Annotated in this window: 19 protein-coding genes and 1 pseudogene; 14 read left to right on the top strand and 6 right to left on the bottom strand. The window is 41.4% G+C overall.

Going from position 1 to position 23,997, the window contains the following annotated elements; all coding sequences use genetic code 11:
• Positions 1–21: 21 nt before the first annotated feature.
• The 8 genes from HC000_RS00560 to HC000_RS00525 all read left to right on the top strand — a co-directional run bounded on the left by HC000_RS00560 (position 22) and on the right by HC000_RS00525 (position 10,280).
• On the top strand, positions 22–1,518 hold the full coding sequence (locus HC000_RS00560) for a tryptophan halogenase family protein (RefSeq protein WP_179806622.1): 1,497 nt from the start codon (positions 22–24) through the stop codon (positions 1,516–1,518).
• Entirely contained in the window at positions 1,519–3,375 is a 1,857-nt protein-coding gene (locus tag HC000_RS00555) for a glycoside hydrolase family 13 protein (protein WP_179806621.1), read from the top strand.
• A 107-nt stretch (positions 3,376–3,482) separates the two neighbouring features.
• Positions 3,483–5,354: an alpha-amylase family glycosyl hydrolase gene (locus tag HC000_RS00550; protein WP_179806620.1), complete on the top strand. Its 1,872-nt coding sequence runs from the start codon at positions 3,483–3,485 to the stop codon at positions 5,352–5,354.
• On the top strand, positions 5,344–6,837 hold the full coding sequence (locus HC000_RS00545; protein ID WP_179806619.1) for an MFS transporter: 1,494 nt from the start codon (positions 5,344–5,346) through the stop codon (positions 6,835–6,837). Before HC000_RS00550 ends, HC000_RS00545 begins: the two co-directional genes overlap by 11 nt.
• A 171-nt stretch (positions 6,838–7,008) precedes the next feature.
• Entirely contained in the window at positions 7,009–8,730 is a 1,722-nt protein-coding gene (locus HC000_RS00540; protein WP_179806618.1) for an alpha-amylase family glycosyl hydrolase, read from the top strand.
• A 380-nt stretch (positions 8,731–9,110) separates the two neighbouring features.
• Positions 9,111–9,530, top strand: a complete 420-nt coding sequence (locus HC000_RS00535; protein ID WP_179806617.1) for a hypothetical protein — start codon at positions 9,111–9,113, stop codon at positions 9,528–9,530.
• A gap of 96 nt (positions 9,531–9,626) precedes the next feature.
• Positions 9,627–9,848: a hypothetical protein gene (locus tag HC000_RS00530; RefSeq protein ID WP_089368207.1), complete on the top strand. Its 222-nt coding sequence runs from the start codon at positions 9,627–9,629 to the stop codon at positions 9,846–9,848.
• Positions 9,849–9,962: 114 nt separating this feature from the next.
• Positions 9,963–10,280, top strand: a complete 318-nt coding sequence (locus tag HC000_RS00525; protein WP_179806616.1) for a hypothetical protein — start codon at positions 9,963–9,965, stop codon at positions 10,278–10,280.
• Positions 10,281–10,312: 32 nt separating this feature from the next.
• Here HC000_RS00525 and HC000_RS18480 read toward each other — a convergent pair.
• Positions 10,313–10,510 (bottom strand): annotated as a pseudogene (locus HC000_RS18480) (IS110 family transposase); the annotation flags it as partial.
• Positions 10,511–10,763: 253 nt separating this feature from the next.
• Here HC000_RS18480 and HC000_RS00520 point away from each other — a divergent pair.
• Positions 10,764–11,060, top strand: coding sequence for a hypothetical protein (locus HC000_RS00520; RefSeq protein ID WP_179806615.1), 297 nt, complete (start codon positions 10,764–10,766; stop codon positions 11,058–11,060).
• Positions 11,061–11,076: 16 nt separating this feature from the next.
• Here the strand turns inward: HC000_RS00520 and HC000_RS00515 are convergent, their stop codons facing one another.
• Together HC000_RS00515 and HC000_RS00510 are read right to left on the bottom strand one after the other, a co-directional pair.
• A complete protein-coding gene (locus HC000_RS00515; protein ID WP_179806614.1) occupies positions 11,077–11,694 on the bottom strand; it encodes a trimeric intracellular cation channel family protein in 618 nt (205 codons plus the stop codon).
• Positions 11,695–11,987: 293 nt separating this feature from the next.
• Entirely contained in the window at positions 11,988–13,004 is a 1,017-nt protein-coding gene (locus tag HC000_RS00510; protein ID WP_179806613.1) for a LacI family DNA-binding transcriptional regulator, read from the bottom strand.
• Positions 13,005–13,475: 471 nt separating this feature from the next.
• On the opposite strand from HC000_RS00510, the gene glk reads away from it, so the two are divergent.
• The 5 genes from glk (at position 13,476) to gap (ending at position 19,380) form a co-directional block, all read left to right on the top strand.
• A complete protein-coding gene (gene glk / locus HC000_RS00505) occupies positions 13,476–14,474 on the top strand; it encodes a glucokinase (protein WP_179806612.1) in 999 nt (332 codons plus the stop codon).
• Between the two features lie 26 nt (positions 14,475–14,500).
• On the top strand, positions 14,501–15,514 hold the full coding sequence (locus HC000_RS00500) for a LacI family DNA-binding transcriptional regulator (RefSeq protein ID WP_011328046.1): 1,014 nt from the start codon (positions 14,501–14,503) through the stop codon (positions 15,512–15,514).
• A 348-nt stretch (positions 15,515–15,862) separates the two neighbouring features.
• The gene (gene edd, locus HC000_RS00495) at positions 15,863–17,716 is read left to right on the top strand and encodes a phosphogluconate dehydratase (protein WP_179806611.1); all 1,854 of its coding nucleotides are present in this window, start codon (positions 15,863–15,865) and stop codon (positions 17,714–17,716) included.
• A 30-nt stretch (positions 17,717–17,746) separates the two neighbouring features.
• Positions 17,747–18,379, top strand: coding sequence for a bifunctional 4-hydroxy-2-oxoglutarate aldolase/2-dehydro-3-deoxy-phosphogluconate aldolase (gene eda / locus HC000_RS00490; RefSeq protein ID WP_011328048.1), 633 nt, complete (start codon positions 17,747–17,749; stop codon positions 18,377–18,379).
• Positions 18,376–19,380, top strand: a complete 1,005-nt coding sequence (gene gap, locus HC000_RS00485; RefSeq protein WP_179806610.1) for a type I glyceraldehyde-3-phosphate dehydrogenase — start codon at positions 18,376–18,378, stop codon at positions 19,378–19,380. Before eda ends, gap begins: the two co-directional genes overlap by 4 nt.
• An 88-nt stretch (positions 19,381–19,468) precedes the next feature.
• On the opposite strand, the gene HC000_RS00480 is transcribed toward gap, so the two are convergent.
• From HC000_RS00480 to HC000_RS00470, 3 genes are all read right to left on the bottom strand, one after another.
• Positions 19,469–20,755: a leucine-rich repeat-containing protein kinase family protein gene (locus HC000_RS00480; protein ID WP_179806609.1), complete on the bottom strand. Its 1,287-nt coding sequence runs from the start codon at positions 20,753–20,755 to the stop codon at positions 19,469–19,471.
• 74 nt (positions 20,756–20,829) lie between these two features.
• Positions 20,830–21,543, bottom strand: coding sequence for a YebC/PmpR family DNA-binding transcriptional regulator (locus HC000_RS00475; RefSeq protein WP_011328051.1), 714 nt, complete (start codon positions 21,541–21,543; stop codon positions 20,830–20,832).
• 210 nt (positions 21,544–21,753) lie between these two features.
• The gene (locus HC000_RS00470) at positions 21,754–23,835 is read right to left on the bottom strand and encodes a M13 family metallopeptidase (protein ID WP_179806608.1); all 2,082 of its coding nucleotides are present in this window, start codon (positions 23,833–23,835) and stop codon (positions 21,754–21,756) included.
• Positions 23,836–23,997 lie beyond the last annotated feature (162 nt).

Raw genomic sequence — 23,997 nt, 5'->3', positions numbered from 1 at the left:
AACAACCATGGTGAAAACTAAATGAATAATAAAATAACAAATGTGGTAATTGCCGGTGGGGGCACTGCAGGATGGATCACGGCAGCCTTATTAAATAAAGTATTGGGTAACGTGATCAACATCACCTTAGTTGAGTCTGATCAAATAGGGACTATTGGCGTAGGAGAGGCGAGTATTCCGCCAATTTCGCATTTAAATGGCGCGTTGGGCATAAATGAACATGAGTTTATTAATGCCACTCAAGCAACGATTAAATTAGGGATTGAATTTGAAAACTGGCGCGAGCAAAATCATAAATATATGCATGCCTTTGGTAGCATAGGTAAAGATTTTCCATTTTGTGAGTTTCATCACTTTTGGCTAAAAGCAAAACAGCAAAACCACGCCCCCGACTTGTGGGATTTTTCTGTTAACTACCAAGCGGCAAAAGCAGGTAAATTCGCCCATTTACGTAATTTGCCTAATACCCAATTACCAGGGTTACATTATGCTTATCATTTTGACGCAACCTTATATGCCAAACTGTTAAAAAAACTTGCGCAGCAGCGCGGTGTTAAACGTGTAGAAGGTAAAATAAAAAGCGTGCAGCAGTGTCAGCAGTCAGGTGATATACAAGCATTAACACTTGAGAGTGGCTCAGTAATTAAGGGCGACTTATTTATTGACTGCACTGGGCTAAGTGCATTATTAATTGAAAAAACCTTAAATACAGGCTTTGAAGACTGGTCGCATTGGCTACCTTGCGACAGCGCAGTTGCAGTGCAAAGTGAATCAGCGAATGAGCCAGTACCTTATACTCGCTCTATTGCCCAAAATGCTGGTTGGCAATGGCAAATACCTTTACAGCACAGAGTTGGTAACGGCTTAGTGTTCTCGAGCCGCCATTTAACAGATGACGAAGCAAAGCAGCAATTACTCGCTAATTTGCCCGGCAAAGCAATAACAGAGCCGCGGGTGATCCGTTTTAAAACGGGGCGCCGACGCTTACAATGGCATAAAAATGTAGTTGCTATTGGACTCTCAAGTGGGTTTTTAGAGCCGTTAGAGTCAACCAGTATTCATTTAATTCAAACAGCGGCTATTCGATTAATTAAGTTGTTTCCGCATAATGGGATTAAACACTCGCAAGTAACTACATATAACCTGCAAAGTAAAACCGAAATAGAACGCATACGCGACTTTATAATTTTACATTATAAGCTTACCACCCGCACAGATAACGCATTTTGGCGTCAATGTCAGCAAATGAGTATTCCCGAAACGCTGCAACAAAAAATAACCTTGTTCAAGCAAACAGGCAAGCTCATTCGAGAAGACGACGAACTTTTTGCCGAGCCAGCGTGGCAGCAAGTAATGATAGGTCAGGGGCTTGAAGCAGATGATTATCACCCATTAGCCAACGCCCTAACTGATGAGCAGCTGCTCGCATTATTTTCTGATTTAAAAGCTTTGATTAACCACACGGTTGAACAACTCCCTTCTCATAGTGAATTTTTATCTAGGATGAAAAATAATTAAATGAAAAAGCTAATTAAAGCACTGTTTGCTACAACATTGTTTACTGCAATACCATTTACTGCAACAAAGGCACAGGCCATGTCTGTATCGCCACAAAATTGGTGGGTTGGCATGCAAAATGAGGCATTGCAACTTATGTTGCATGAGCCAAACATTGCTAAACAACAGTGGCAATTAATCCCCTACAATGGGGTTAAGTTAATCAGTATTAGCAAAACAGATAACCCTAATTATGCGTTTTTAAACCTAAAAATAACGCCGCAAGCAAAGCCTGGTGACTTAGTGTTTACCAGCCCAACGGGTGAGCGCTTTGAATACCCGTTACATACTCGCAGCAGCAATAGTGCCAAGCGTAAAGGCTTTAACAGCCAAGATACCCTTTATTTAATTAACCCAGACCGTTTTGTAAATGGCGATAGCAGTAACGACACCGCAGCAGGCATGTTAGAGGCCGCTGATCCAAAAAGTAAAGGCGGGCGCCACGGTGGCGACTTGCAAGGGGTGATCAATGCACTTCCATATTTAAATGATTTAGGGGTAACTCAATTGTGGTTAACCCCAGCGCTTGAAAACAATATGCCAAGCTACTCTTACCATGGTTATGCTATTACTGACTTTTATAATATAGATCCCCGTATGGGCAGTAATGAACTCTACCAAGAGCTGTCAAATAAAGCGCAGCAACAGGGGATTGGTTTAGTGATGGATTTTGTACTTAATCACTTTGGCTCTGAGCATGTGTGGATGAGTGACAAGCCAACGTCTGATTGGATTAATTTTAATGGTGAGTTTGCCAATGGTAAGCATGCCACTAGTCATGCAAGGCAAACTATTCAAGACCCTCACGCCAGCCAGTTCGATAAACGCCAATTTAGCGATGGCTGGTTTGTAGAAACCATGCCCGATTTAAACCAGCGTCAACCTTTGTTGGCAACCTACCTAATTCAAAATACAATTTGGTGGATTGAGTATGCAAATTTAAGCGGTATTCGAGTAGATACATATTCATACTCAGACAAAGCTTTTTTAGCCAATTGGACCAAAGCAATTATGAGCGAATACCCAGCGTTTAATATTGTTGGTGAAGAGTGGACTACCAATCCAGCAATTGCATCGTATTGGCAAGCGGGCAAAAATAACACCGACGGTTATACTTCAAGTTTACCCAGTGTGATGGACTTTTCGCTGCAAGAGGCGCTCATTCAAGCTTTAAATGAAGATGAAAGCTGGAACACAGGTTGGGTTAAAGTATACCAATCACTTGCCAATGATTTTTTATACCCTAATCCAAATAACCTTTTAGTATTTGCCGATAACCACGATATGAGCCGTGTTTATACTGAGCTAAAGCAAAATCTAAATAAAACCAAAATGGCGATGACCATGCTGCTTACCACCCGCGGTATTGCACAAATGTATTATGGCACCGAAGTATTACTCGATAACACAGGCAGTAATGACCACGGCGATATTCGTATTGATTTTCCGGGCGGCTTTGCTGGGCAAACAGTTAATGCCTTTACAGGTAAAGGGCTCACAAATGCACAGCGTGATATGCACCAAACCCTACGTACGTTACTTAATTTTAGAAAGCAAAGCCCTGCATTAGGTTATGGCAAGCTAACGCATTTTAGCCCACAGCAAGGTATTTACAGTTATGCACGTATAGCCGATGAGCAAATAGTGTTGGTATTTTTGAATAAAAATAAGCAGGCTAAAAATTGGTCATTAGAGTATATGCAAGAGGTGCTTAAGCTGCATACAACAGCAACAAACTTGTTTACTAAGCAGCAAATTAATTTAACAGATGCAATAACATTAGCACCCATGAGCGCCACAGTATTAGTGATAGAGTAAATTGCTTAACTGAATACGTATGCAGCGGCTGTCAGTCAGTCGCGCTTCACACTAGTATTAAATTCATAACAAAAACGACAAAGTAGTAAAGTAGCACTATGACAATAATGAAGATAATTAAATATAGCCCTTTGCTTTTAGCCAGCAGCATTTACCTAACAGGCTGCTCAGATAGTGAAGTACAAGCTAATCAAATTAATGAGCAATTAACTAAATCTGCAGATGAGATCAGCAAACCTGTTGTATATCAAGTATTCACTCGTTTGTTTGGTAACACTCAAACGGCGAATGTACCTTGGGGCACTAAAGAGCAAAATGGGGTTGGCAAATTTGCCGACTTTAATGACGCCGCATTGCAAGGTATTAAAGATTTAGGCACCACCCATGTTTGGTATACCGGCGTGTTGCATCATGCGCTGGTGGGCAATTATAGCCAATACGGGATAAAACAAGACGACCCTGATGTAGTTAAAGGTCGTGCGGGTTCGCCTTATGCAATAAAAGATTACTACGATGTAAACCCAGATCTTGCAGTAAACCCAGAGCGCCGCTTAGCAGAGTTTTCTGCACTTATTGAGCGCACTCATCAACATGGTATGAAAGTGGTTATTGATATTGTGCCAAACCACGTGGCGCGTAACTATCATTCAATTGCTAGGCCTGCTGGTGTAAAAGACTTTGGCGAGCAAGACGATACCAGTAAAGAATATGCGCGAGATAATAACTTTTATTATGTGCCAGGGCAGTCGTTTCAAGTACCTAGCTCTGATCAATATCAAGTTTTAGGGGGAGATGCACACCCATTAGCCGATGGCTTGTTTAACGAAAGCCCTGCTAAATGGACAGGAAACGGCGCACGTGCAGCCAAGCCCGATATAAACGACTGGTACGAAACTGTAAAAGTAAACTATGGGGTTAAACCCGATGGCAGTTATGACTTTCCAACCCTACCTGCAAACTTTGCAACTAAAGATGCCCGAGCGCACTATGAATTTTGGCAAGACAAAAACCTACCTAACAGCTGGTATAAATTTCGCGATATTGCACTATTTTGGTTAGATAAAGGCGTAGATGGCTTTCGCTATGACATGGCCGAAATGGTGCCGGTTGAATTTTGGAGCTTTTTAAATTCGGCAATCAAAATGCAAAACCCTAATGCCTTTTTACTTGCCGAAGTATATAACCCAAAAATGTACCGAGGTTATATTCATCAAGGCAAAATGGATTACTTATACGACAAGGTGGGTTTTTACGACACGCTAAAAGCTATTATGCAAAATAAGCAAGCTGCGAGTACTATTTTTGATGCACAACAGCAAGTTGCCGATATAGAACAGCACATGCTGCACTTTTTAGAAAACCACGACGAGCAACGTATTGCCAGCCCCGATTTTGCAGGTAACGCGCTATGGGGCAAACCAGCCATGGTGGTATCTACGTTAATTAGCCGCTCGCCTAGCTTGTTATATTTTGGCCAAGATGTAGGCGAAGATGGCTCTGAAAACGCCGGGTTTGGCACGCCAACCCGTACCAGTATTTTTGATTATATTGGCGTTCCTGCGCATCAAGCGTGGATGAATAACGGCCAGTTCGATGGTGCTAATTTAACACCTGAGCAAGCTAGCTTACGAGAATACTACAAAGCCATTATGGCGTTAAATAACTTACCTGCGGTAGTGGGCGGCGACATGCACGCTTTAAACGTAAAGGGTAGCGACAGGGTTGTTGCGTTTTCACGTAGTTTAGGTCGCCAAGTGATTTTGGTACTAAGCAACTTTAGCGAGCAACAACAAACAATCACTATTAACTTAAATAGCCAAACAACTGCAAATATAGGTGCAAATTTAGCGTTACACGATTTACTCGAAACACATAACGGTGTGTTAGTGAGTAATAACGACCAAGGTGCAAGTTTTACACTTACCCTTAATGCACTAAGTAGCGCGGTATTAACCAATAAGGTAAATAATGAACAATAATAATAGCAATAAACCCGACCTAAGCTTTTGGCAAATATGGAACATGTGTTTTGGTTTTTTAGGGATTCAATTTGGGTTTGCCCTGCAAAACGGTAACGTTAGTCGTATATTTCAAACGCTTGGTGCCGACATTGATGATATACCTATTTTATGGGTAGCCGCTCCGCTAACGGGGTTAATTGTACAACCTATTATTGGTTACTGGAGTGATAAAACCTGGGGTAAGTTAGGTCGCCGCCGTCCGTTTTTTTTATATGGTGCAATTTTAACTACACTGTCGTTATTTATAATGCCTAACTCACCAACGCTGTGGGTTGCAGCCGGTATGTTGTGGATTATGGATGCGTCAATTAACGTTACTATGGAACCGTTTCGTGCTTTAGTTGGCGACAACCTACCTAAAAAACAGCGTGCAACAGGTTATGCCATGCAAAGCTTTTTTATCGGCATTGGCGCTGTCGTTGCATCAGCACTACCATGGATGATGGCTAACTGGTTTGGTATTGCCAATACTGCACCGGCTGGGCAAATTCCTGATTCAGTAAAATATTCGTTTTACTTTGGCGCGGTAATTTTATTGGTTGCTGTAGGTTGGAGTATTCTAACCACCAAAGAATACTCGCCAGAGCAACTCGCTGCATTTAATCAACAAGAAGAGCCTGCTTCTCAAAGCCAACCAACAGCTAATATTAACTTTAGCAAAGGGGGCATAATATTTAGTGTTTTAGGCTTAGCCGTTTTAGCCTTGGTAAGCGCCTTAAATTTAGAAAAAGAACTGTATTTATTGGCTGGTGGTTTAGTGAGTTTTGGGGTTGTTCAGTTTATAGCGGCAGCCTTGCAAACTAAACAACTTACATCGGGCGGTTTTTATCAGGTATTAAACGACGTATTTACTATGCCCGAAGCCATGAAGCAGCTGGCGTGGGTGCAGTTTTTTAGCTGGTTTTCGTTATTTGCAATGTGGATTTATACCACTTCAGCGGTAACGGGTTTTCATTACGGCAGCAGCGATACCAGTTCCCCAGCTTATAACAACGGCGCTGACTGGGTAGGTATATTATTTGCCGCGTATAACGGCTTTGCAGCACTTGCTGCAATATGTATTCCGATAATAGTTAAGCGCGTTGGTTTAAAGCTCGCCCATTGTTTTAACCTAATTTTAGGCGCGCTGGGCTTAGCCAGCTTTATTGTTATTAAAGATCCCACCTTACTTATTTGGCCAATGATAGGTATTGGCTTTGCGTGGGCGTCTATTTTATCACTGCCATACGCCATGTTAAGTACCTCGGTGCCGAGCAGTAAAATGGGTGTTTATATGGGCATATTTAACTTTTTTATTGTTATACCCCAGCTGTTAGCCGCCAGCATTTTAGGGCTTATATTACGCCACTTTTTTGAGAATCAACCAATATACGCTTTGTTAATAGGCGCGGTGTCGTTTTTACTGGCAGCCGTTGCCGTATTGCGCGTTAAACAATCTTAATTTTTATAAATAAAAGCAAATTACTGCCTCTACCATTGCATTTTTAAGGCAAGGGCAGAGGCAGCAAAATAACTAACCATTAGGCTAAAACCATTCGCAACATATTACAGTTACACTTTAATTGAATGGTATACAGCAATTAGCATAAACAACAAAAACAAAGGGGATAAAATGAAAACCTTTACCTTGAGTGCATTAGCACTGGCACTAACATTAACTGGTTGTAAGCCAGCGCCTGCGCCATCAACAAATACTAACACTAATAACGCAGTAACTACTGCGCAAACTAAAGCAGTAGAACAGCCAGCAGATTGGTGGCAAAGTGCCATATTTTATCAAATTTGGCCGCGCAGCTTTTACGACAGCAATAACGATGGTCATGGCGACTTTAATGGCATGAGCGCAAAACTCCCATACCTAGAAGAGTTAGGTGTAAATGCACTGTGGTTAACACCTATTTTCGAAGCGCCTTCTTATCATGGCTATGACTTTACAGAGTTTTATAAAGTTGAAAGTGACTATGGCAGCATGGCTGAGTTTGAAGCGTTTATAAAAGCGGCTGATGACAAAGGTATGAAAGTTATACTAGATTTAGTGATCAATCATATATCTAGTCAGCATGATTGGTTTCAACAATCTGAAAAACAACAAGCGCCATTTAGCGACTATTTTGTATGGCGTGACGATATGCCTAAAGCAGGCAGTGGTTGGGGGCATGCTTGGAGCGATAACGACAAGCCAGAAGCCGTATGGCATTGGAGTGAAACGCGTAAGCAATATTATTATGGTGCATTTGGTGCAAGCCAACCCGATTTAAATTTACGCCACCCAGATGTGGCTAATGAAATGAAAAAAATGGCAAAGTTTTGGCTCGACAAAGGCGTAGCAGGATTTAGGCTTGATGCAGTACGCTTTGCTATGGAAGGCGGTGCAAATGCACAAGCCGACACCCAAGAAACGATAGAATATTGGCAAGACTTTAATCAATATATAAAAAGTGTAAATCCACAAGCTTACCTAGTAGGCGAAGCATGGGCCGACCTTCCTATTGCCGCAAAGTACTATGGGGAAGGTAAGGGGCTAGATCAAGGCTTTGACTTTGAAGTAGGCTATAAAATTTTGAGCTTACTTAAAACCGATACCGACACAGATGTGCTCTTTGGTACTATGCCATCTAATGAGCAGCACAAAGGTAAAAATGCACTCATCCTTGATGAAAACCTACAACAACGTAAAGACTCACAAGCACCACTGCACTTTTTTACACCGTTTTTAACTAATCACGATCAAGAACGTGTTGCTTATCAACTTAAAGAGCACGATGGTAAAGCAAAACTAGCTGCGGCCATGTTATTTAGCTCGCCAGGTACGCCGTATATTTACTACGGTGAAGAAATAGGCTTAACGCAGCAGCGCATCGGTGACGATGTTTATAAACGTGCGCCTATGCAGTGGGACAATAGTCATCAAGCGGGCTTTACGCAAAGTGACAATAGTTGGGTTGAAGAAACGGCATTATTTGGTGATGATTTTGCAAACTGGTGGCCAGAGTTTCTTGCTAAGCAACTAGCAGCAGGCGATCGCAGCGTTGCAGCGCAGCAAGCACAACCAAACTCAGTTTGGCGTTTATATCAGCACTTAATCGCAATGAAAAAGCAGCGCCCAGAATTTACTATTAACGGCAGTTACCAGCTAACGCAGCACGACAATGGCATAGTAGAAATAACGCGAGAGTTAAGCGGCAGCAAAAGTGTTTTTGTACTTAACCTAACGGACAAAGCTCAAAGCATCAGCAGTATTACACGCGACGGTTTAACAGCCAGTTGGCAGCACGATCTCAATGGCGATCAACTTGCCGCTTACGGTTTATTGTTACTAAATAACACACTGTAAATAGCATACTTATTATAGGGGTTAACATGCGTTAGCCCCTATTTGTTACTACGCACAGCCCCCCGTTCGCTCTTTGTTGTAATACACAATTAAAAAGAGAAGTTTCACAAAGTCACACATCAGATCACATTAAAGTAAAGCTGTGCATATAAGCACTTACTTGCATTTTGCCCTATAACATTATTAAAAGTCGTTTTGGGATATTTTAACAAAGACAATTTTATAACACACGTAATCACTTGTTTACATTGGAGTTGTTTGGTGCAACTATTGAGCTATGTAATATACGCCGTTTTGGGGTGTTATAAACCCCCATAGTGGTGTTCAATAAGCTGTTAGGTGTATATTAGCTCGATGAAAATTAGGAGTATATTAGCTCGATGAAAATATTGCTATCCCTTTTGGCTCTTGTTGCATTATCTGTTGAAGCGGATGAGTGTTCGATGAATACGCCCGAGCAAACATTAGAGTGCTACGGTGAATATACTAGAGCCAAAGATGTAGACTCGCTAAAAACAATCTACTGGGAGCTTAAATCGTTTCACTTTTCAGACAAGGTTCTAGAAGAATCTGCATATAAAGTCATTGAAAGAAAAGTCTATGAAAAAGACCTAGAACTAGGCGGCGCATTGTCTGAAGTTCCACTTTGGGCAAAGAAGGGGAACGTGGAGCTTATATCAGAGCAATCTACGAATGGTGCTAAAAATACATACAGCCATATATTCAGAAAGATAAACGACAAATGGTATATGGTTGGACATAGTGCCCACGGTGTTGATGACTTCGATGAAGATTGGTAAACACCTAACAAAGCCAGCCAGTGTCGCCAGCAAGCTGGCTGGACTCGTTTCACTCGCCCCTGCTGGCAGGCGTTATAAACCACAAGGAGAGTTCATTTGAATATCAATGCTACTTTGTACGGCCAATTTGTAATCATTTTCGCGCTGATCATGGGCGCACTATGCTATTACGTAGCCCGTCGTAAAATGCAAAAGCCAGCGGCTGCGGGTTTACTCGGTGCTGTTTTGTCACTTATTCCAATCTTTAGCGTAATTTATCTATTCATACTGCTGTTTAAAAAAGATGTTGGTTCAGCATCGGCGGCAGTAAGTGAGTAAGGTGGTTTATAACAAGGCCAGTCACGGCGACGTCTTTTCCGCTGCGGCTTCGCGTTCACTACAAAGCCGCGCATGCTGGCGGCGTTAGGTATACAAGCAAACAAGGGTGCATAATTGAATTATTTAAATTGGTTACAAAAGGTATTTCCTAAACTGAAAGATACCCCAAATGAAATTATTATCTCATATGTTGATGAAGCGAAATCTGATACTGAACTTCTTAGAGAGTTTATTAAAGTCTTAGGAGGTTTGCTCTTTATTCTCCCGTTTAACCTATATCTTTACATCTCTGGTATTCAATCATTTACCAGTCCTTTATATTGGATGCTAGTTATTGTTTCTTTTGGTGTTGGCGTTTTTATTGGACTTTATTGTGAACAAAGATTGATTAAAAGGCGCCTTAAAAAAATAGTGCAGTTAAAGTATACCTAACAACACGCCCTGAGGTGGACGACTAGTAAAATTTAGCTATTAATTGCAAATTTTACTAGTGGTGAGCCTCTGCGTTTTAATGCTGCTAAATACGTCGATTCATCGTAGGGTGTATTCGTTTTCCAACACCTAAATACAATCCTTATCCATTTAAATGCCAGCGATTTAATAATGCTTTTATGTGGCTTGCCCTTGGCTTTTTGTTGCTCATAATACGCTTTAGCCCAAAACAGATAACTAATAAAAAGCCAGTTCTCTCAACAGCTAGCCTCATGAAAATGAGGGGGAGCTTTAAAAAAGCCAATTAAAACACCAATTAAAACAACCAATTAAAACAATACCTAGCTCTCACTTTATATTCTGCATAAAATAACGTAATAAATTGAACCAAAATAGGAACTCGGCTATGGTTTGTTTATCAATAAAAATAAATAAAAAACGAGTTTATCTACAGGCTCGTTATGTGAAAAGGGATTTTTAATAATGGCACTTTTTTATATTTCACTCGGAGCTGTTTTCTTTTTAATAGCTATCGCCTGGTTTGGGTTTGTAGCTTTATATTCTCAAGTAGAAAATTCAGGATTCGGTTTTGGTTTTATTATGGGGGTATTTCCTACGTTACTTAGCATGTTGCTTATAGTGCCTAGTACGCTGTATAGAACTGTTTTTGTATTTACGCAAAAGCCAAAGCAAACAATGAAAGCTAAAGTTACTTTAGCAATTGGGCTGCTAATCACCTTACTTTATAGTGGTGCCATTATTAAGTTAGCTTTCATATAACAACATGCAATATTAGTTACTTAGCGGGTTCTAATAAACTAAACACAGGTAAGCGCCATTTAAAGCGTACCGATGCCATACGTATTAAGTACCCTGTAACTAAGCTAACAATAATACTTATATTGTCATCAATATTATAGTGATGCAGTACTAGGTATAAACACGCCACAATAAGTGAAACGCTGGCATACAGCTCGTGGTGTAATACCAATGGCGCTTGACGACATATTAAATCACGTAACAAACCACCAAATACGCCAGTAACTATGGCTGCAACCACGCAAATACCATAGTGTAAACCCATATTTAGCCCAACTTGGCAGCCAATAATACTAAAAGCAGCTAGGCCAAGGGCATCTAAGCGCATAAATATGCCTTTAAACTTAACTACCCATTTAGCCAACCAAGTGGTGATAATGCCGGCCATACAGGTAATTAATAAATATTCTGGATGTTGCACCCACGTAAGCGGGTAGTTACCAAGTAAAATATCTCGAACGCTACCACCACCTATGGCGGTGGCACTGGCTACCAAGCTAACGCCAAACCAGTCCATTTTCATTCGGCCAGCGCTTAGCGCTCCGGTCATGGCTTCTGCTGTAATACCAATAATAAAAACAATACTTAATAGCATGAGATAGTCACTTGAAATTTACACTTATAATAAAGGCGTGATTGTATAGATAAAATAGCAAAATAACGAGTGAGAAATCACGCTAAAAACGCTTACTTCAGATAAGAAAAACTAATACGAAACTTATGCGTAAATAGGCTGTTAAATTGGGGTGAACCTTTGGGTTGGTTGTAAAAGGTGAAGGACAATAGGCCGCAAACAATAAAATAAGTTACTTTGAATTTTAAGCCGTTATTGCCCTAGAGCCACTTTATATTGTTGGGTGGTATTTAAAAGCAAGGTAATGCAGGCTGTTAACTTGAGCCTCGGGCAATTAATATTGGAGGGAGTAGGGTACTTTGTACTGCTTCGCCTCGAATTAGTTTTAATAGATTTTCTACCAACATTTGTCCGGCTACTGTGGTGTTTTGTTCTACCGTGGTTAAAGGTGGGTTGGTATAGCTGGCAATGGCGATGTTATCGAAACCTATTACGGCAACATCTTTTGGTACGCTAATACCGGCTTCTTTGAGTGCGCGTATTGCACCAATGGCTATTAAATCGCTGGCTGCAAAGAGTGCATTAAATTTTATGTTATTGGCTATTAGTGAGCGAGTGGCATGATACCCCGACTCTTCAGTCGATATTGCATTTGCTGTTTTACGTTCGTTTAAGGTTACGTTATTAGCGCTTAGTTCATCTTTAAAACCTTGAAAACGGGCAAAAAACTCAGGGCTATGATCCGATGCGTCGCCTATAAACGCGCAGTCGGTTCTGTTGCGCGCAATTAAATGCGCTGCAGCTAGTTTTCCGCCACCATAATTGTCGCAGCACACAGTCAGATCGGGGCGATTGTCGACCGTTGCCCCCCAGCAAACAAACTTGGTGTTTTGCTCAAGCAGGGTGTTAAATTTAGGTTGATAATCTAAGTAATCACCATAACCGAGTAAAATAATACCATCGGCGCGGTGGCTATCTTCGTAGTCGGCTTGCCAATCGGCACTGGCCGATTGAAACGACACCAGTAAATCGTAACCTTCTTTAGCACAAGCGCGGGTAATACTGCCTAGCATGGCTAAAAAAAACGGGTTAATTTGTGATTCATCAGAGGTTGGATCTTCAAACAATAATAGCGCTAAGGTGCTACTTTGTTGGGTGCGTAAATTGCTGGCGTTTTTGTCTACTTTATAGTTGAGTTTTTTAGCTATATCGAAAACGCGCTTACGGGTTTCTTCGTTTACCAAGGGGCTGTTACGTAAAGCACGAGATACAGTTGATTGCGACACTCCAGCATAATGGGCTATATCAAATGACGTTGCTTTACCTTTCATGAGCACTACTTAAATAACAAAGAGAATAATGCAGCCATTCTCGTTTATTAATGATTTATTTCAAGCTAATTTATCAATTAAGCACTTTTTTAGTTGATCTACCCATGACACCGGTGTCATAATGAGGGCGTTTTATCATTTTGTTGTCAAAACGTATTGGCTGCCTATATTTTTATAGGCAGCATTTTTTTACTGTGATAGCTGCTTTGGGGTGATAGCCTAAAGTAATAAAAAGAACAATGGGTTACCCGTTGTAAAATAATAAGCATGAATCGCTTATACTAATCGTATTAAAGAGTGGACTATTAAAACGCAAAAAAATAACGCCAAAAAAATGGTTTAACCACAAGGCGAAAGTAATCATATAAGTTGTTTTATATGAATTGTTTTTAACGCAGTGAGTAAGTTATTTAATTAGTTAAAATGTTCATTTTTTTAATAAGATTAGTATTATACAAAAGAGATAACACTATGAGCTTACACTCTTCTGCCCAATTTGATCCTATTTTAGTTGCCGATATTGGTGGTACCAATGCGCGGTTTGCACTAATTACTGCCTTTGATGCAGCAAAAAACGAATTTGTTATAGAATATAATCATACCTTTCCTAGTGCCGACTTTGGCTCGTTACAAAATGCAACACGCCATTATTTATCAATTGTGCCTCATATTAAACCTGTGCGCGCGTGTTTGGCGGTGGCAGGCCCTATAAAAGCAGGGCAGGTGCATCTTACTAATTTAGGTTGGCATTTTAGCGTTAGTGAGTTTAAACAGGCTTTTTCTTTTTTGCAGCTTGAAGTTATTAACGACTTTGCTGCATTTGCCTACGCTGCCCCTTATTTAGATAGTAACCAAAATGTGGTTATTAAAGCAGGGCAAGCCGATGAAAACTCAAACATTGCAGTTATGGGCCCAGGCACAGGATTTGGTGCAGCTTGCCTAGTTAGAACAGCGCAGTCTAGTGCGGTGCTTAGCTCTGAAGGCGGGCATATATCGCTGGCTGCCGTTACCGATTTAGATGCAAAGTTACTTATAGAATTACGCAAAGAACATCCGCATGTGTCTTTAGAAACTGTTTTTTCAGGCCCGGGTATTGCCCATTTATATAAAGCGATGGCGGCGGTTAAAGGTATTACTGCTAAGCATTTAGATGCCGCGCAAATTAGTAATTTAGCCAATACCGGCGAGTGTGAGGTTTGCGATGCAACCCTAAACCAGTTTTGTGACTGGCTTGGTAGTGCCGCAGGCGATTTAGCATTAGCTTATGGTGCGTTGGGCGGTTTATTTATTGGCGGTGGTATATTGCCACGCATGCAATCGCGCTTGTTAGAGAGTCGTTTTGTTGAACGTTTTTCACAAAAAGGTATTATGTCGCAATATAACGGGCAAGTTCCTGTTACGCTAGTAACCCAAGGTAATATACCTTTGATTGGCGCTGCGGCGTGTTTGCATAATAGTAAGCAGGAATAATGCTGCTGGTATTTGGAAGTAAATAGATGAAAAAAGTCACCATAAATAGTGTAGCGAGTTATGCGGGGGTTTCTAAAAAAACAGTCTCTCGGGTGTTAAATAACGAGCCAAATGTAAGTGCAGCTACCCGCGAAAAGGTACTTAAAGTATTTAAAGAGCTTGATTATACGCCTAATCCTATTGCCCGTGGTCTTGCTCAAAATCGCAGTTTTATTATTGGTTGTATTTACGATAATCCAAGTAAAAGTTATATTACCCGTGTGCAAACAGGCGCATTGGCTGCCTGCCAAGAAAACAATTACAATTTATTAATTCATCCTTGTGAGCTGCGCGGTGAAGCGCTAATTAATAATATTGATCAGTTACTGCAGTCATCACGCTTAGATGGCATTGTATTAACGCCGCCTTTTTCGGACTTTGCTGAACTAGTTGATTTTTTAAAATCGAAAAAAATACCTTATGCACGCGTTGCCTCTGCAGTACTTGAAGATGATTCGATTTCGGTGCGCAGCAATGACGAGCAAGGGGCATTTGAAATAACCGAGCATTTAATTACACTGGGCCATAAATCAATTGCTTTTATTAAAGGTCATCCCGATCACAGTGCCACTGAACAGCGTTTTAAAGGTTACCGACGTGCGTTAGCAAGCCATGGTATTGAATTTGAAGAGCGTTTAGTAGAAGAGGGTAACTTTAGTTATCATTCAGGGGTAGACAGTGCCCGTAGTATTTTAGATTTATCGCCACGGCCAACCGCAGTATTTGCTTCAAACGATTACATGGCAGCCGCCGTACTTAAATTAGCAACTCAACGCAGTTTACGTGTGCCCGATGATATTTCAATTGCTGGCTTTGATAACGCCCCTATAGCACGCCATATTTGGCCTGGGTTAACTACCATAGCGCAGCCAGTTGAAGAAATGACCAAACAAGCGGTTACTCAGCTTATTGCTCATATTATTCAGCCACAAGAGGTTGCGTATCAGGTGACCCTAGAGGCGCGTTTAATTACTCGCGAGTCGACGGCGCAGGTTAAATAAACTCAACTTAAAACGAATATTTACAGTAGCCCGAATGTGCACAAAGCATATTCGGGCTTTTTGTTGGCTGTCGTTAAATATAACGATGCTGTACAACATTATTAAATGACTATTTATAAAAAATTGTTGGCTATGTTAAAAAAAGTGACTATTTTTATTAGACAGGGTTGACACCGGTGTCATGGTCGTGCGTTAATACAGTGACACCGGTGTCAGGGAGGTTGTGAGAGGCCCTCTGATAAGGTACCTTTGAACGGGTAAGCCAAAGATGCTCAGTGCAATTAATTACGTGGAGTCTTTAATTGCCACTGAGCCTTTATCCTCTAACGAATAGAGCTGAGTTTAATTATGTTGCATCCACGAATTCAAGAAGTCACCGAACGTATCATTACGCGCAGTAAAGCAACCCGCCAAGCTTATTTAGATCGCATTTCGCACGCAAAAAAACAAACAAGAGTTCGTGCTGGATTAGGCTGCGGTAATATTGCCCACGTTATGGCTGCGTGTAGCACCGATGACAAAGCGCGTTTAAAAGCCGATGAGCAACCAAACCTTGCAATTATCAACTCATATAACGATATGCTTTCGGCACATGTGCCTTATAAAGATTACCCAGATTTAATTAAAAGCATTGCTACTAAATACGACGCTACAGCTCAAGTGGCAGGCGGCGTACCAGCAATGTGTGATGGCGTTACGCAAGGGCGTGACGGCATGGAATTGTCACTTTTTTCACGCGATGTAATTGCTATGTCTACGGCAATATCGTTATCGCATGATGTGTTTGATGGCGTTTTTTGTTTAGGCGTATGCGACAAAATAGTCCCAGGGTTATTAATTGGTGCACTGTCGTTTGGCCATTTACCGGTGTTCTTTTTACCGGCAGGACCAATGCAATCAGGCATTCCAAATAAAGAAAAAGCCCGTATTCGTCAAAAGTTTGCGCAAGGCTTAGTAAGCCGCGAAGACTTGCTAGAAGCCGAAAGCGCGTCTTACCACAGTGCTGGTACCTGTACTTTTTACGGTACTGCTAACTCAAATCAAATGTTAATGGAAATAATGGGCTTACACCTTCCTGGTAGCTCGTTTATTAACCCATACACAGAGCTTCGCGATGGTTTAACCGGTAATGCGGTAGAAACCATGCTTAAGCAATTAACCGACGATAAAGACAGCCCGTGTTTAGCGGATGTGATCAGCGAAAAAACTATAGTAAATGGTTTGGTTGGTTTGCTATCTACCGGTGGCTCTACTAACCACGCCATTCACATTGTGGCTATTGCCAAAGCGGCAGGTATTCAAATAACGTGGAAAGATATGTCTGATTTATCAGCTGAGGTTCCACTATTAACGCGTATTTACCCTAATGGCTCTGCTGATGTAAATCATTTTCAAGCAGCCGGTGGTATGGGCTTTTTAATGCGTGAACTTGCCAGCGCAGGCTACTTGCATACCGACGTTAAAACTATGCTAGGCGATGGTTTAGCACCCTATATGACCGAGCCGCGTCTTGATCAAGACAACAGCTTAATAATGAGTGATGCAACCGGCCCAAGCAAAATTAAATGGGTAGCTTGCCCTGATAACTCACACGATGAAGATGTACTTCGCCCAGTGAGTAATCCGTTTAGTAAGCAAGGTGGTTTACAACTGCTTACGGGTAACTTAGGCAAAGCGGTTATTAAAGTATCGGCAGTAGCAATTGAACATCAAGTAGTAACCGCCCCAGCTAAAGTATTTAGCTCGCAAGGTGAGTTACAAGATGCTTATAGCCGCGGCGAATTAAACCAAGACTTTATTGCAGTGCTAAAAGAGCAAGGCCCTAAAGCTAAAGGTATGCCAGAGCTACATAAATTAACACCTGTAATGGCAACGCTACAAGATCAAGGCTTTAAAGTAGCTATTGTAACTGACGGTCGTATGTCGGGCGCGTCGGGTAAAGTACCTGCGGCAATTCACTTAGCGCCAGAAGCAGTTGAAGGCGGCATAATTGCTAAAATTCATGAAGGTGATTTAGTTACTTTAGATGCACCAAACGGCATATTAAAAGTACATGTTAGCGATGAAGAGCTTGCTAAACGTGAACTGCAATTAAGCCTACCAAGCTTAACCTTTGGCACAGGCCGAGAGTTATTTACCGGATTTAGAAATATCGTAAGCAGCGCCGATTTAGGTGCGAGTGCTTTCGGAATTGAAGAATAATCAGCCATTGTGGGTAATGAGGAACACGTAATGAGTATTGAAAAAATATTAGCATCGGCGCCAGTTGTGCCAGTAGTGGTAATCGAAAAATTAGAAGATGCAGCGCCACTTGCTAGAGCCTTATATAACGGTGGCTTAAAAGCGCTGGAAATCACTTTGCGCACGCCCATTGCGGCAGAAGCGGTAAAACTAATGAAAGCAGCTGTACCTGAGGCCTATGTAGGCACAGGTACGGTAGTTGATAAAGCCAGCTTTGATGCTTCGGTAGCTGCAGGCGCTGACTTTATGGTAAGCCCAGGGGTTAGTGACGAGCTACTTGAACTGATAAAAACGAGCGATATCCCGTTTTTACCAGGCGCTGCTACGCCAAGCGAAGTTATGAAACTAGCGTCGCACGGTTTTAAGTATTTAAAGTTTTTTCCGGCAGAAGCCGCAGGCGGAACCGCCATGCTTAAATCAATCGGTGGGCCATTACCCGATATTACTTTTTGCCCAACGGGCGGCATAACGCTCGCTACTGCACCTAACTACTTAGCACTAAATAATGTTATTTGTGTGGGTGGTACCTGGATGTTAGATAAACAACTAATTGAAAATAAAGACTGGCAAGCTATTGAAGCGCTTGCTCGACAAGCTTGTGAAGTAAATAGGAGTCAAAAATGATTAACGTAGCAATTAATGGCTATGGCCGTATAGGTCGCAATGTATTGCGTGCACTTTACGAGTCGGCACAAAATAATGAGATTAAAATTGTTGCAATTAACGATTTAGCCCCAGCTAATGTTAATGCTCATCTTACGCAATTTGACTCAGTACACGGACAATTTGCTCATAAAGTAACGCTAGCCGATAACACTATGCTAATTGGCGACGATGTTATTACTTTAACGCAAGAGCGCGATCCAGCAAATTTACCGTGGAAAGCGTTAAATGTTGATATTGTTTTAGAATGTACTGGTTTGTTTACTAGCCGCGAAGCTGCTGCTAAGCATATTACTGCTGGCGCTAAAAAAGTAATTGTTTCGGCACCGGGCAAAGATATGGATGCAACCGTAGTGCATGGCGTTAACAGCGAAGTACTTAATGCACAAAGCCAAATTATTTCAAACGCTTCGTGTACTACTAACTGTTTAGCACCGATTGCTAAAGCAATTAACGACACGGTAGGCATTGATCAAGGCAGCATGACCACTATTCATGCATATACCAACGATCAAAACTTATCAGATGTATATCATCCTGATCTATACCGTGCACGCAGTGCAACGCAGTCGATGATCCCAACTAAAACTGGCGCAGCTGCAGCTGTTGGTTTAGTGCTACCTGAACTTGCAGGCAAGTTAGATGGTATGTCGGTACGTGTGCCTACAATTAACGTATCTTTGGTTGATTTTACGTTTATTGCGAAGCGCGATACCAGCATTGAAGAAATTAATGCAATTATGAAAGAAGCGTCAACGGGCTCAATGAAAGACATTTTACAATATAATGAGCTGCCGCTTGTTTCTATTGATTTTAACCATAACCCAGCGTCTTGTGTGTTTGATTCAACACAAACCAGAGCGAATGGTAAATTGGTTAAAGTTATGGCTTGGTACGATAACGAATGGGGTTTTTCAAACCGCATGTTAGATCAAGTTAAAGCGTTAGGTAAGTTTTTATAATTTTAGAGTTTAAGGTTATATAAATAACGTTAAAAACCACGCATTGCGTGGTTTTTTTGTGCCATTTATAAATTTACTACGCTTTACTTTACAACTGTGTAGTTAGCTGTGTGCTTAACTGCGAAAGTGTGGGGCGCTGTATAATATCAGTTGTCATGCATTGCTTAGCTAGTTGCGCAAGCTTAACGGCTATTGCATTATTGTCGCTGCAAACACTTAGTAAATCATCAATTAAACAACCTAGCGCGCGTACTTCAATTAATTGCATTTGCTGGCGCTGATATTCACTCAACATAGCTAAATTAGTTGCTGCACCAAAATCGCCAAATAACACATCTGCGTTTTGGTTTACCATAGTGTTATGCGCATACACATCGCCATGGCTTACTTTATTTGCATGCAAATGCTGTAGGGTACTGGCCATTTGTTGCACAATTTTATAAATAGCTTGGCTACTATAATTACAGCCATCTTCGAAGGTGTCGCGAGTACACGTTTGTAAACTTGGCGGTAATCCTAAATTGCTAAAGGTATTATCTATTAGCTCCATTACTAAACCAAGTTGGCTGCCTTGCTCTATATAGGCAAGTACCTTAATTAAATTGGCATGTTCATTTGCCTGCAAGCAGCAATTAACTTCATCAAGCGGATAACCATCGCTGGTTATTGCGCCTTTAAACAACTTAATAGCTACCGCTTTATCTGCTGCTTTTGCAAGGTGAATAACGCCAGAGGCGCCTTGGCCAATAACCTGCTGTAATGTGTAATCACTCAGTGGCTTATTCTCTAAACTGCTTTTTGTTAGGCACTGCGCTTTATTAAAGGTGTTACCAGCAAAGGCCAGCCAAGTAAGTTTTGGTAATTCAAATAACCAGTTATCTAGGTGCGTTAAGTTATTGGCAGATAAGCGCACTAATTCTAAGTTTGTACACTGCTGCATACTGCTTGGCAAAGTGTGTAACCGGTTACCCGCTAAAGCAAGTTTGCGCAGCTGTTTAAGCTCGCCGAATGACTCGGGTAATTGCTCAATACGGTTGTCGGTTAATATTAACCACTGTGTTGTAAGCGGCAGGCTATGCTGGGCAAACTCACTAATTTGATTGCCTTTAAAAGCGATCATAACAAGTGCTGGGCATTGCGCTAAAACAGCAGGAATATGCTTAAACTGATTAAACGATAAAAACACCCGTTTAAGGCGGGTTAAACTGGCAAACTCTGCGGGTAAATCACTTAGGTTATTATTAGATAGGTCGAGTACTTCTAGGGTGTCGGCAAGGGTAAAAATTTCTTTTGGGAAATCAGTGAGGCTTTCCACCAATTGTAAGTGGCGAGCACCGCTTAAAGCACCGCTGCGTAGTTGTTCAAGGGTATTCAAAATTAACTAATCCATTTTACAAAAACAAAAAGGCCAAACTAAGTTGGCCTTTGATCACGTTTTATTATTAACGCTTAAAACTCTGCGTTGTGGTAAACGTTTTGTACGTCGTCGCAATCTTCTAGCATAGCTAAAAAGCGCTCCATAACCTCAACATCTTCGCCTTCAATAGGCGCTGCTATTTGGGGTACAAACGAAATTAAATCTTCGTCAAATTCAGTAACGCCCATTTCTTCAAGTGCTGTGCGAGTATTGTTGTACTCAGTATGTGGTGCAAATACAGTTACCTTGCCGTTTTCAACTTCTACGTCGGTTACATCTACATCAGCCATCATTAGTGCTTCAAGTACTGTTTCGTCGTCATCACCGTCAAATACAAAAATTGCAAGGTGATCAAATAAATGCGAAACCGAGTTTTGTGCACCAATTTTAGCGTTAGCTTTAGTAAAGCAAACACGTACATCAGCAAAGGTACGTTTATTGTTGTCGGTTAAACAATCAACAATAATCATACAGTTACCCGGGCCGTAACCTTCGTAACGTGTGGCTACGTAGTCTTCACCGCCGCCGCCTTTTGCTTTGTCTATTGCGCGGTCAATAACATGCGCCGGTACTTGGTCTTTTTTAGCGCGCTCAATTAAACGACGTAGCGATAAGTTACCGTCTGGATCGGTACCGCCATTTTTAGCACAAATATAAATTTCTTTACCGTACTTAGAATAAACTTTAGTTTTAGCACCCGCAGTTTTAGCCATTGAATCTTTTTTGTTTTGGTAAGCTCTTCCCATCTGCGTTTCGCCTTTAAATATAAGTATTAAAATAATTTTCAGGGGCATAGTTTAAAGGTAAATGTGGGGTAGGGCTAGTAACTATTAAATAGATTAATGCAGATAAAAACAGGATGGGTTGAGTTTTATGCTAAAGGCTATAAAAATAACTGGGCAGAAAAAATATAACCCGCAATGGCGGGTTATATTTAATTGCAATTTAGCGCTCTATTACCAAATGCGTACGCGTTGATCCTCAGGAAGATACAATTCATCGCCTGGTTTTACATCAAATGCTTTGTACCATGCGTCGTGGTTACGCGGGGCTTGTGCTCTAAAGCGACCCGGCGCATGCGTGCCACCGCGTAGCTGATTTAACATGCTTTGCTCGGTGCGTTTTTCTTTCCATACTTGTGCCCAAGCAAGAAAGAAACGCTGATCGCCAGTAACACCGTCAATAACCGGTGCTTCTTTACCGTTTAAGCTCAGTTTGTAGGCATGATAAGCCATGGCTAAACCACCCACATCACCAATATTTTCACCTAGGCTATTACGCCCGTTAACAAAGTTACCTTCAATTGGCTCATACTTATTGTACTGCGCCGCTAACTGGTCGGCTTTTGCGTCAAATGCGGCGCGATCGGCATCAGTCCACCAGTTACGTTGGATCCCATTTTCGTCTGATTTAGAACCTTGGTCGTCAAAACCATGGCCCATTTCGTGGCCAATTACTGCGCCAATGCCGCCGTAGTTTACTGCTGCGTCGGCATTTGGATCGAAAAATGGTGGTTGTAAAATTGCCGCTGGAAATACAATTTCGTTAAATGAACTGTTGTAGTAAGCGTTAACGCGCTGTGGTGTCATACCCCAACGGTTACGATCTGTTTTTTGCAGCTCTTTTGCAACGCTTTCGGCTTGAAAAAACTCACGCATGTTTTTTACGTTGCCGATTAAGTCGTTATTACTAATAGTTAAACCTTCGTACGACTGCCATATATCTGGGTAACCAATTTTTGGTACAAATGCAGCTAGTTTAGCGCGCGCATTTACTTTGGTTTCTGCGCCCATCCATTCTAGGTTATCAATACGCTCACCTAATGCGGTACGCAAGTTTTCGACCAGTTCAGACATTTGTTGTTTTGACGACTCAGGAAAATAACGTGCTACGTATATTTTACCAATAGCAAAACCAAGTGAATTGGTGCTCGACATTTCATCTATAGCACGTTTCCAACGCGGACGCGGCTCTTGCTGACCATTTAACTCTTTACCAAAAAATGCAAAATTAGTATTAAAAATATCTTCAGAGAGCAAGTTAGCGTTACCACTTATTGCGTGGTAGGTTAAATAATCTTTCCATACCGCTAAGTCTTCTTGATTGATTAATTCAATCATGGCTTTTATTGGCTCTGGTTGCGATACATTTAACTGCGGTACTTTGTAGCCTGTTTGAGCAAAATATGCATCCCAGTTAAAGTCAGGGTAGGCAGTGCTTAGCTCGTCGCGTTTAATTTGATTTAATGTAAGGTCGCGGTTACGGCGCTTTTCGCGTGGCCAATGGCCTTGTGCAATTTTGGTTTCTAGCTCTAAAATTGCCTGTGCGCGCTCATTGGCGTTATCTGCATCGGCAAATTTAAGCATGTCGGCAATATGAGCCACATAGGCGCTACGCGTATTAACAAAACGTTCTGAGTCTTCAAGGTAGTATGAACGATCGGGTAAGCCTAAACCGCCAGCCCCTAACGACATTTCGTATTTATTAGGATCTAAGCGGTTAAACCACATGCCACCACCAAGCGGGGCTTTAACACCGGTTAACCAAGACTGACCAAACATTTTGGCTAAGTCGTCGGTTGATGATATTTCACTTATTTGCGTTAAAAGCGGCTTAATTGGTGTTATGCCTAGCTTATTAAGTGCTTTGGTGTCCATGTAGGCGTTGTAAAAGTCGGCTACTAGTTTTTCATCGGCATTTAAGTCTTTACGCGCGGCAATTTCTTCAATAATTACTTTAACGCGGTCTTCGCTGCGCTCGGCCAATGCCGAAAATGCGCCATAGCGGGTTTTATCAGCAGGCATGCTGTAATTGTCATACCAAGTGCCACTGGCGTACATAAAAAAATCGTCGCCTGGTTTAACCGCTTCGTTACGTGCAGCTAAATCAACACCAAAACTACCCAGCTCTGCTTTTTCTGTTGTTGCGGCTATTGGTGCAGTAGGTGCTGGTTGTACTTGCGTTTTTGATGTTTGTGGCTCTGAACAGCCGGTAATAAATGTGGCAGCTAATGCAGCTGCAATTAAACTCTTTTTCATTGTGTTCCCCTGAGCTTTCACTCTGTTTAATTAATATTTTTTATTATTGTAAATATTATCTTAACCTGGGTTCAGGTTATTTTAGTAATTGTTATTTATAAGAGGCTGCTAAACAAACCTTTTGAGGTGAATCACCCTAGAGGTCGATAAAATAGCAAATAA

Origin of the sequence: Pseudoalteromonas sp. MIP2626 (assembly GCF_013414205.1) — a bacterium.
GTDB classification, from domain to species: domain Bacteria; phylum Pseudomonadota; class Gammaproteobacteria; order Enterobacterales; family Alteromonadaceae; genus Pseudoalteromonas; species Pseudoalteromonas nigrifaciens.
The sequence above is the reverse complement of the archived record's forward strand: the minus strand, read 5'-3'. Positions and strand labels throughout refer to the sequence as shown.

Excerpts from the sequence above, each read along its gene's own strand:
- HC000_RS00560 (WP_179806622.1), top strand. The coding sequence starts at position 22 with ATGAATAATAAAATAACAAATGTGGTAATTGCCGGTGGGGGCACTGCA.
- HC000_RS00555 (WP_179806621.1), top strand. The coding sequence starts at position 1,519 with ATGAAAAAGCTAATTAAAGCACTGTTTGCTACAACATTGTTTACTGCA.
- HC000_RS00550 (WP_179806620.1), top strand. The coding sequence starts at position 3,483 with ATGAAGATAATTAAATATAGCCCTTTGCTTTTAGCCAGCAGCATTTAC.
- HC000_RS00545 (WP_179806619.1), top strand. The coding sequence starts at position 5,344 with ATGAACAATAATAATAGCAATAAACCCGACCTAAGCTTTTGGCAAATA.
- HC000_RS00540 (WP_179806618.1), top strand. The coding sequence starts at position 7,009 with ATGAAAACCTTTACCTTGAGTGCATTAGCACTGGCACTAACATTAACT.
- HC000_RS00535 (WP_179806617.1), top strand. The coding sequence starts at position 9,111 with ATGAAAATATTGCTATCCCTTTTGGCTCTTGTTGCATTATCTGTTGAA.
- HC000_RS00520 (WP_179806615.1), top strand. The coding sequence starts at position 10,764 with ATGGCACTTTTTTATATTTCACTCGGAGCTGTTTTCTTTTTAATAGCT.
- HC000_RS00515 (WP_179806614.1), bottom strand. The coding sequence starts at position 11,694 with ATGCTATTAAGTATTGTTTTTATTATTGGTATTACAGCAGAAGCCATG.
- HC000_RS00510 (WP_179806613.1), bottom strand. The coding sequence starts at position 13,004 with ATGAAAGGTAAAGCAACGTCATTTGATATAGCCCATTATGCTGGAGTG.
- glk (WP_179806612.1), top strand. The coding sequence starts at position 13,476 with ATGAGCTTACACTCTTCTGCCCAATTTGATCCTATTTTAGTTGCCGAT.
- HC000_RS00500 (WP_011328046.1), top strand. The coding sequence starts at position 14,501 with ATGAAAAAAGTCACCATAAATAGTGTAGCGAGTTATGCGGGGGTTTCT.
- edd (WP_179806611.1), top strand. The coding sequence starts at position 15,863 with ATGTTGCATCCACGAATTCAAGAAGTCACCGAACGTATCATTACGCGC.
- eda (WP_011328048.1), top strand. The coding sequence starts at position 17,747 with ATGAGTATTGAAAAAATATTAGCATCGGCGCCAGTTGTGCCAGTAGTG.
- gap (WP_179806610.1), top strand. The coding sequence starts at position 18,376 with ATGATTAACGTAGCAATTAATGGCTATGGCCGTATAGGTCGCAATGTA.
- HC000_RS00475 (WP_011328051.1), bottom strand. The coding sequence starts at position 21,543 with ATGGGAAGAGCTTACCAAAACAAAAAAGATTCAATGGCTAAAACTGCG.
- HC000_RS00470 (WP_179806608.1), bottom strand. The coding sequence starts at position 23,835 with ATGAAAAAGAGTTTAATTGCAGCTGCATTAGCTGCCACATTTATTACC.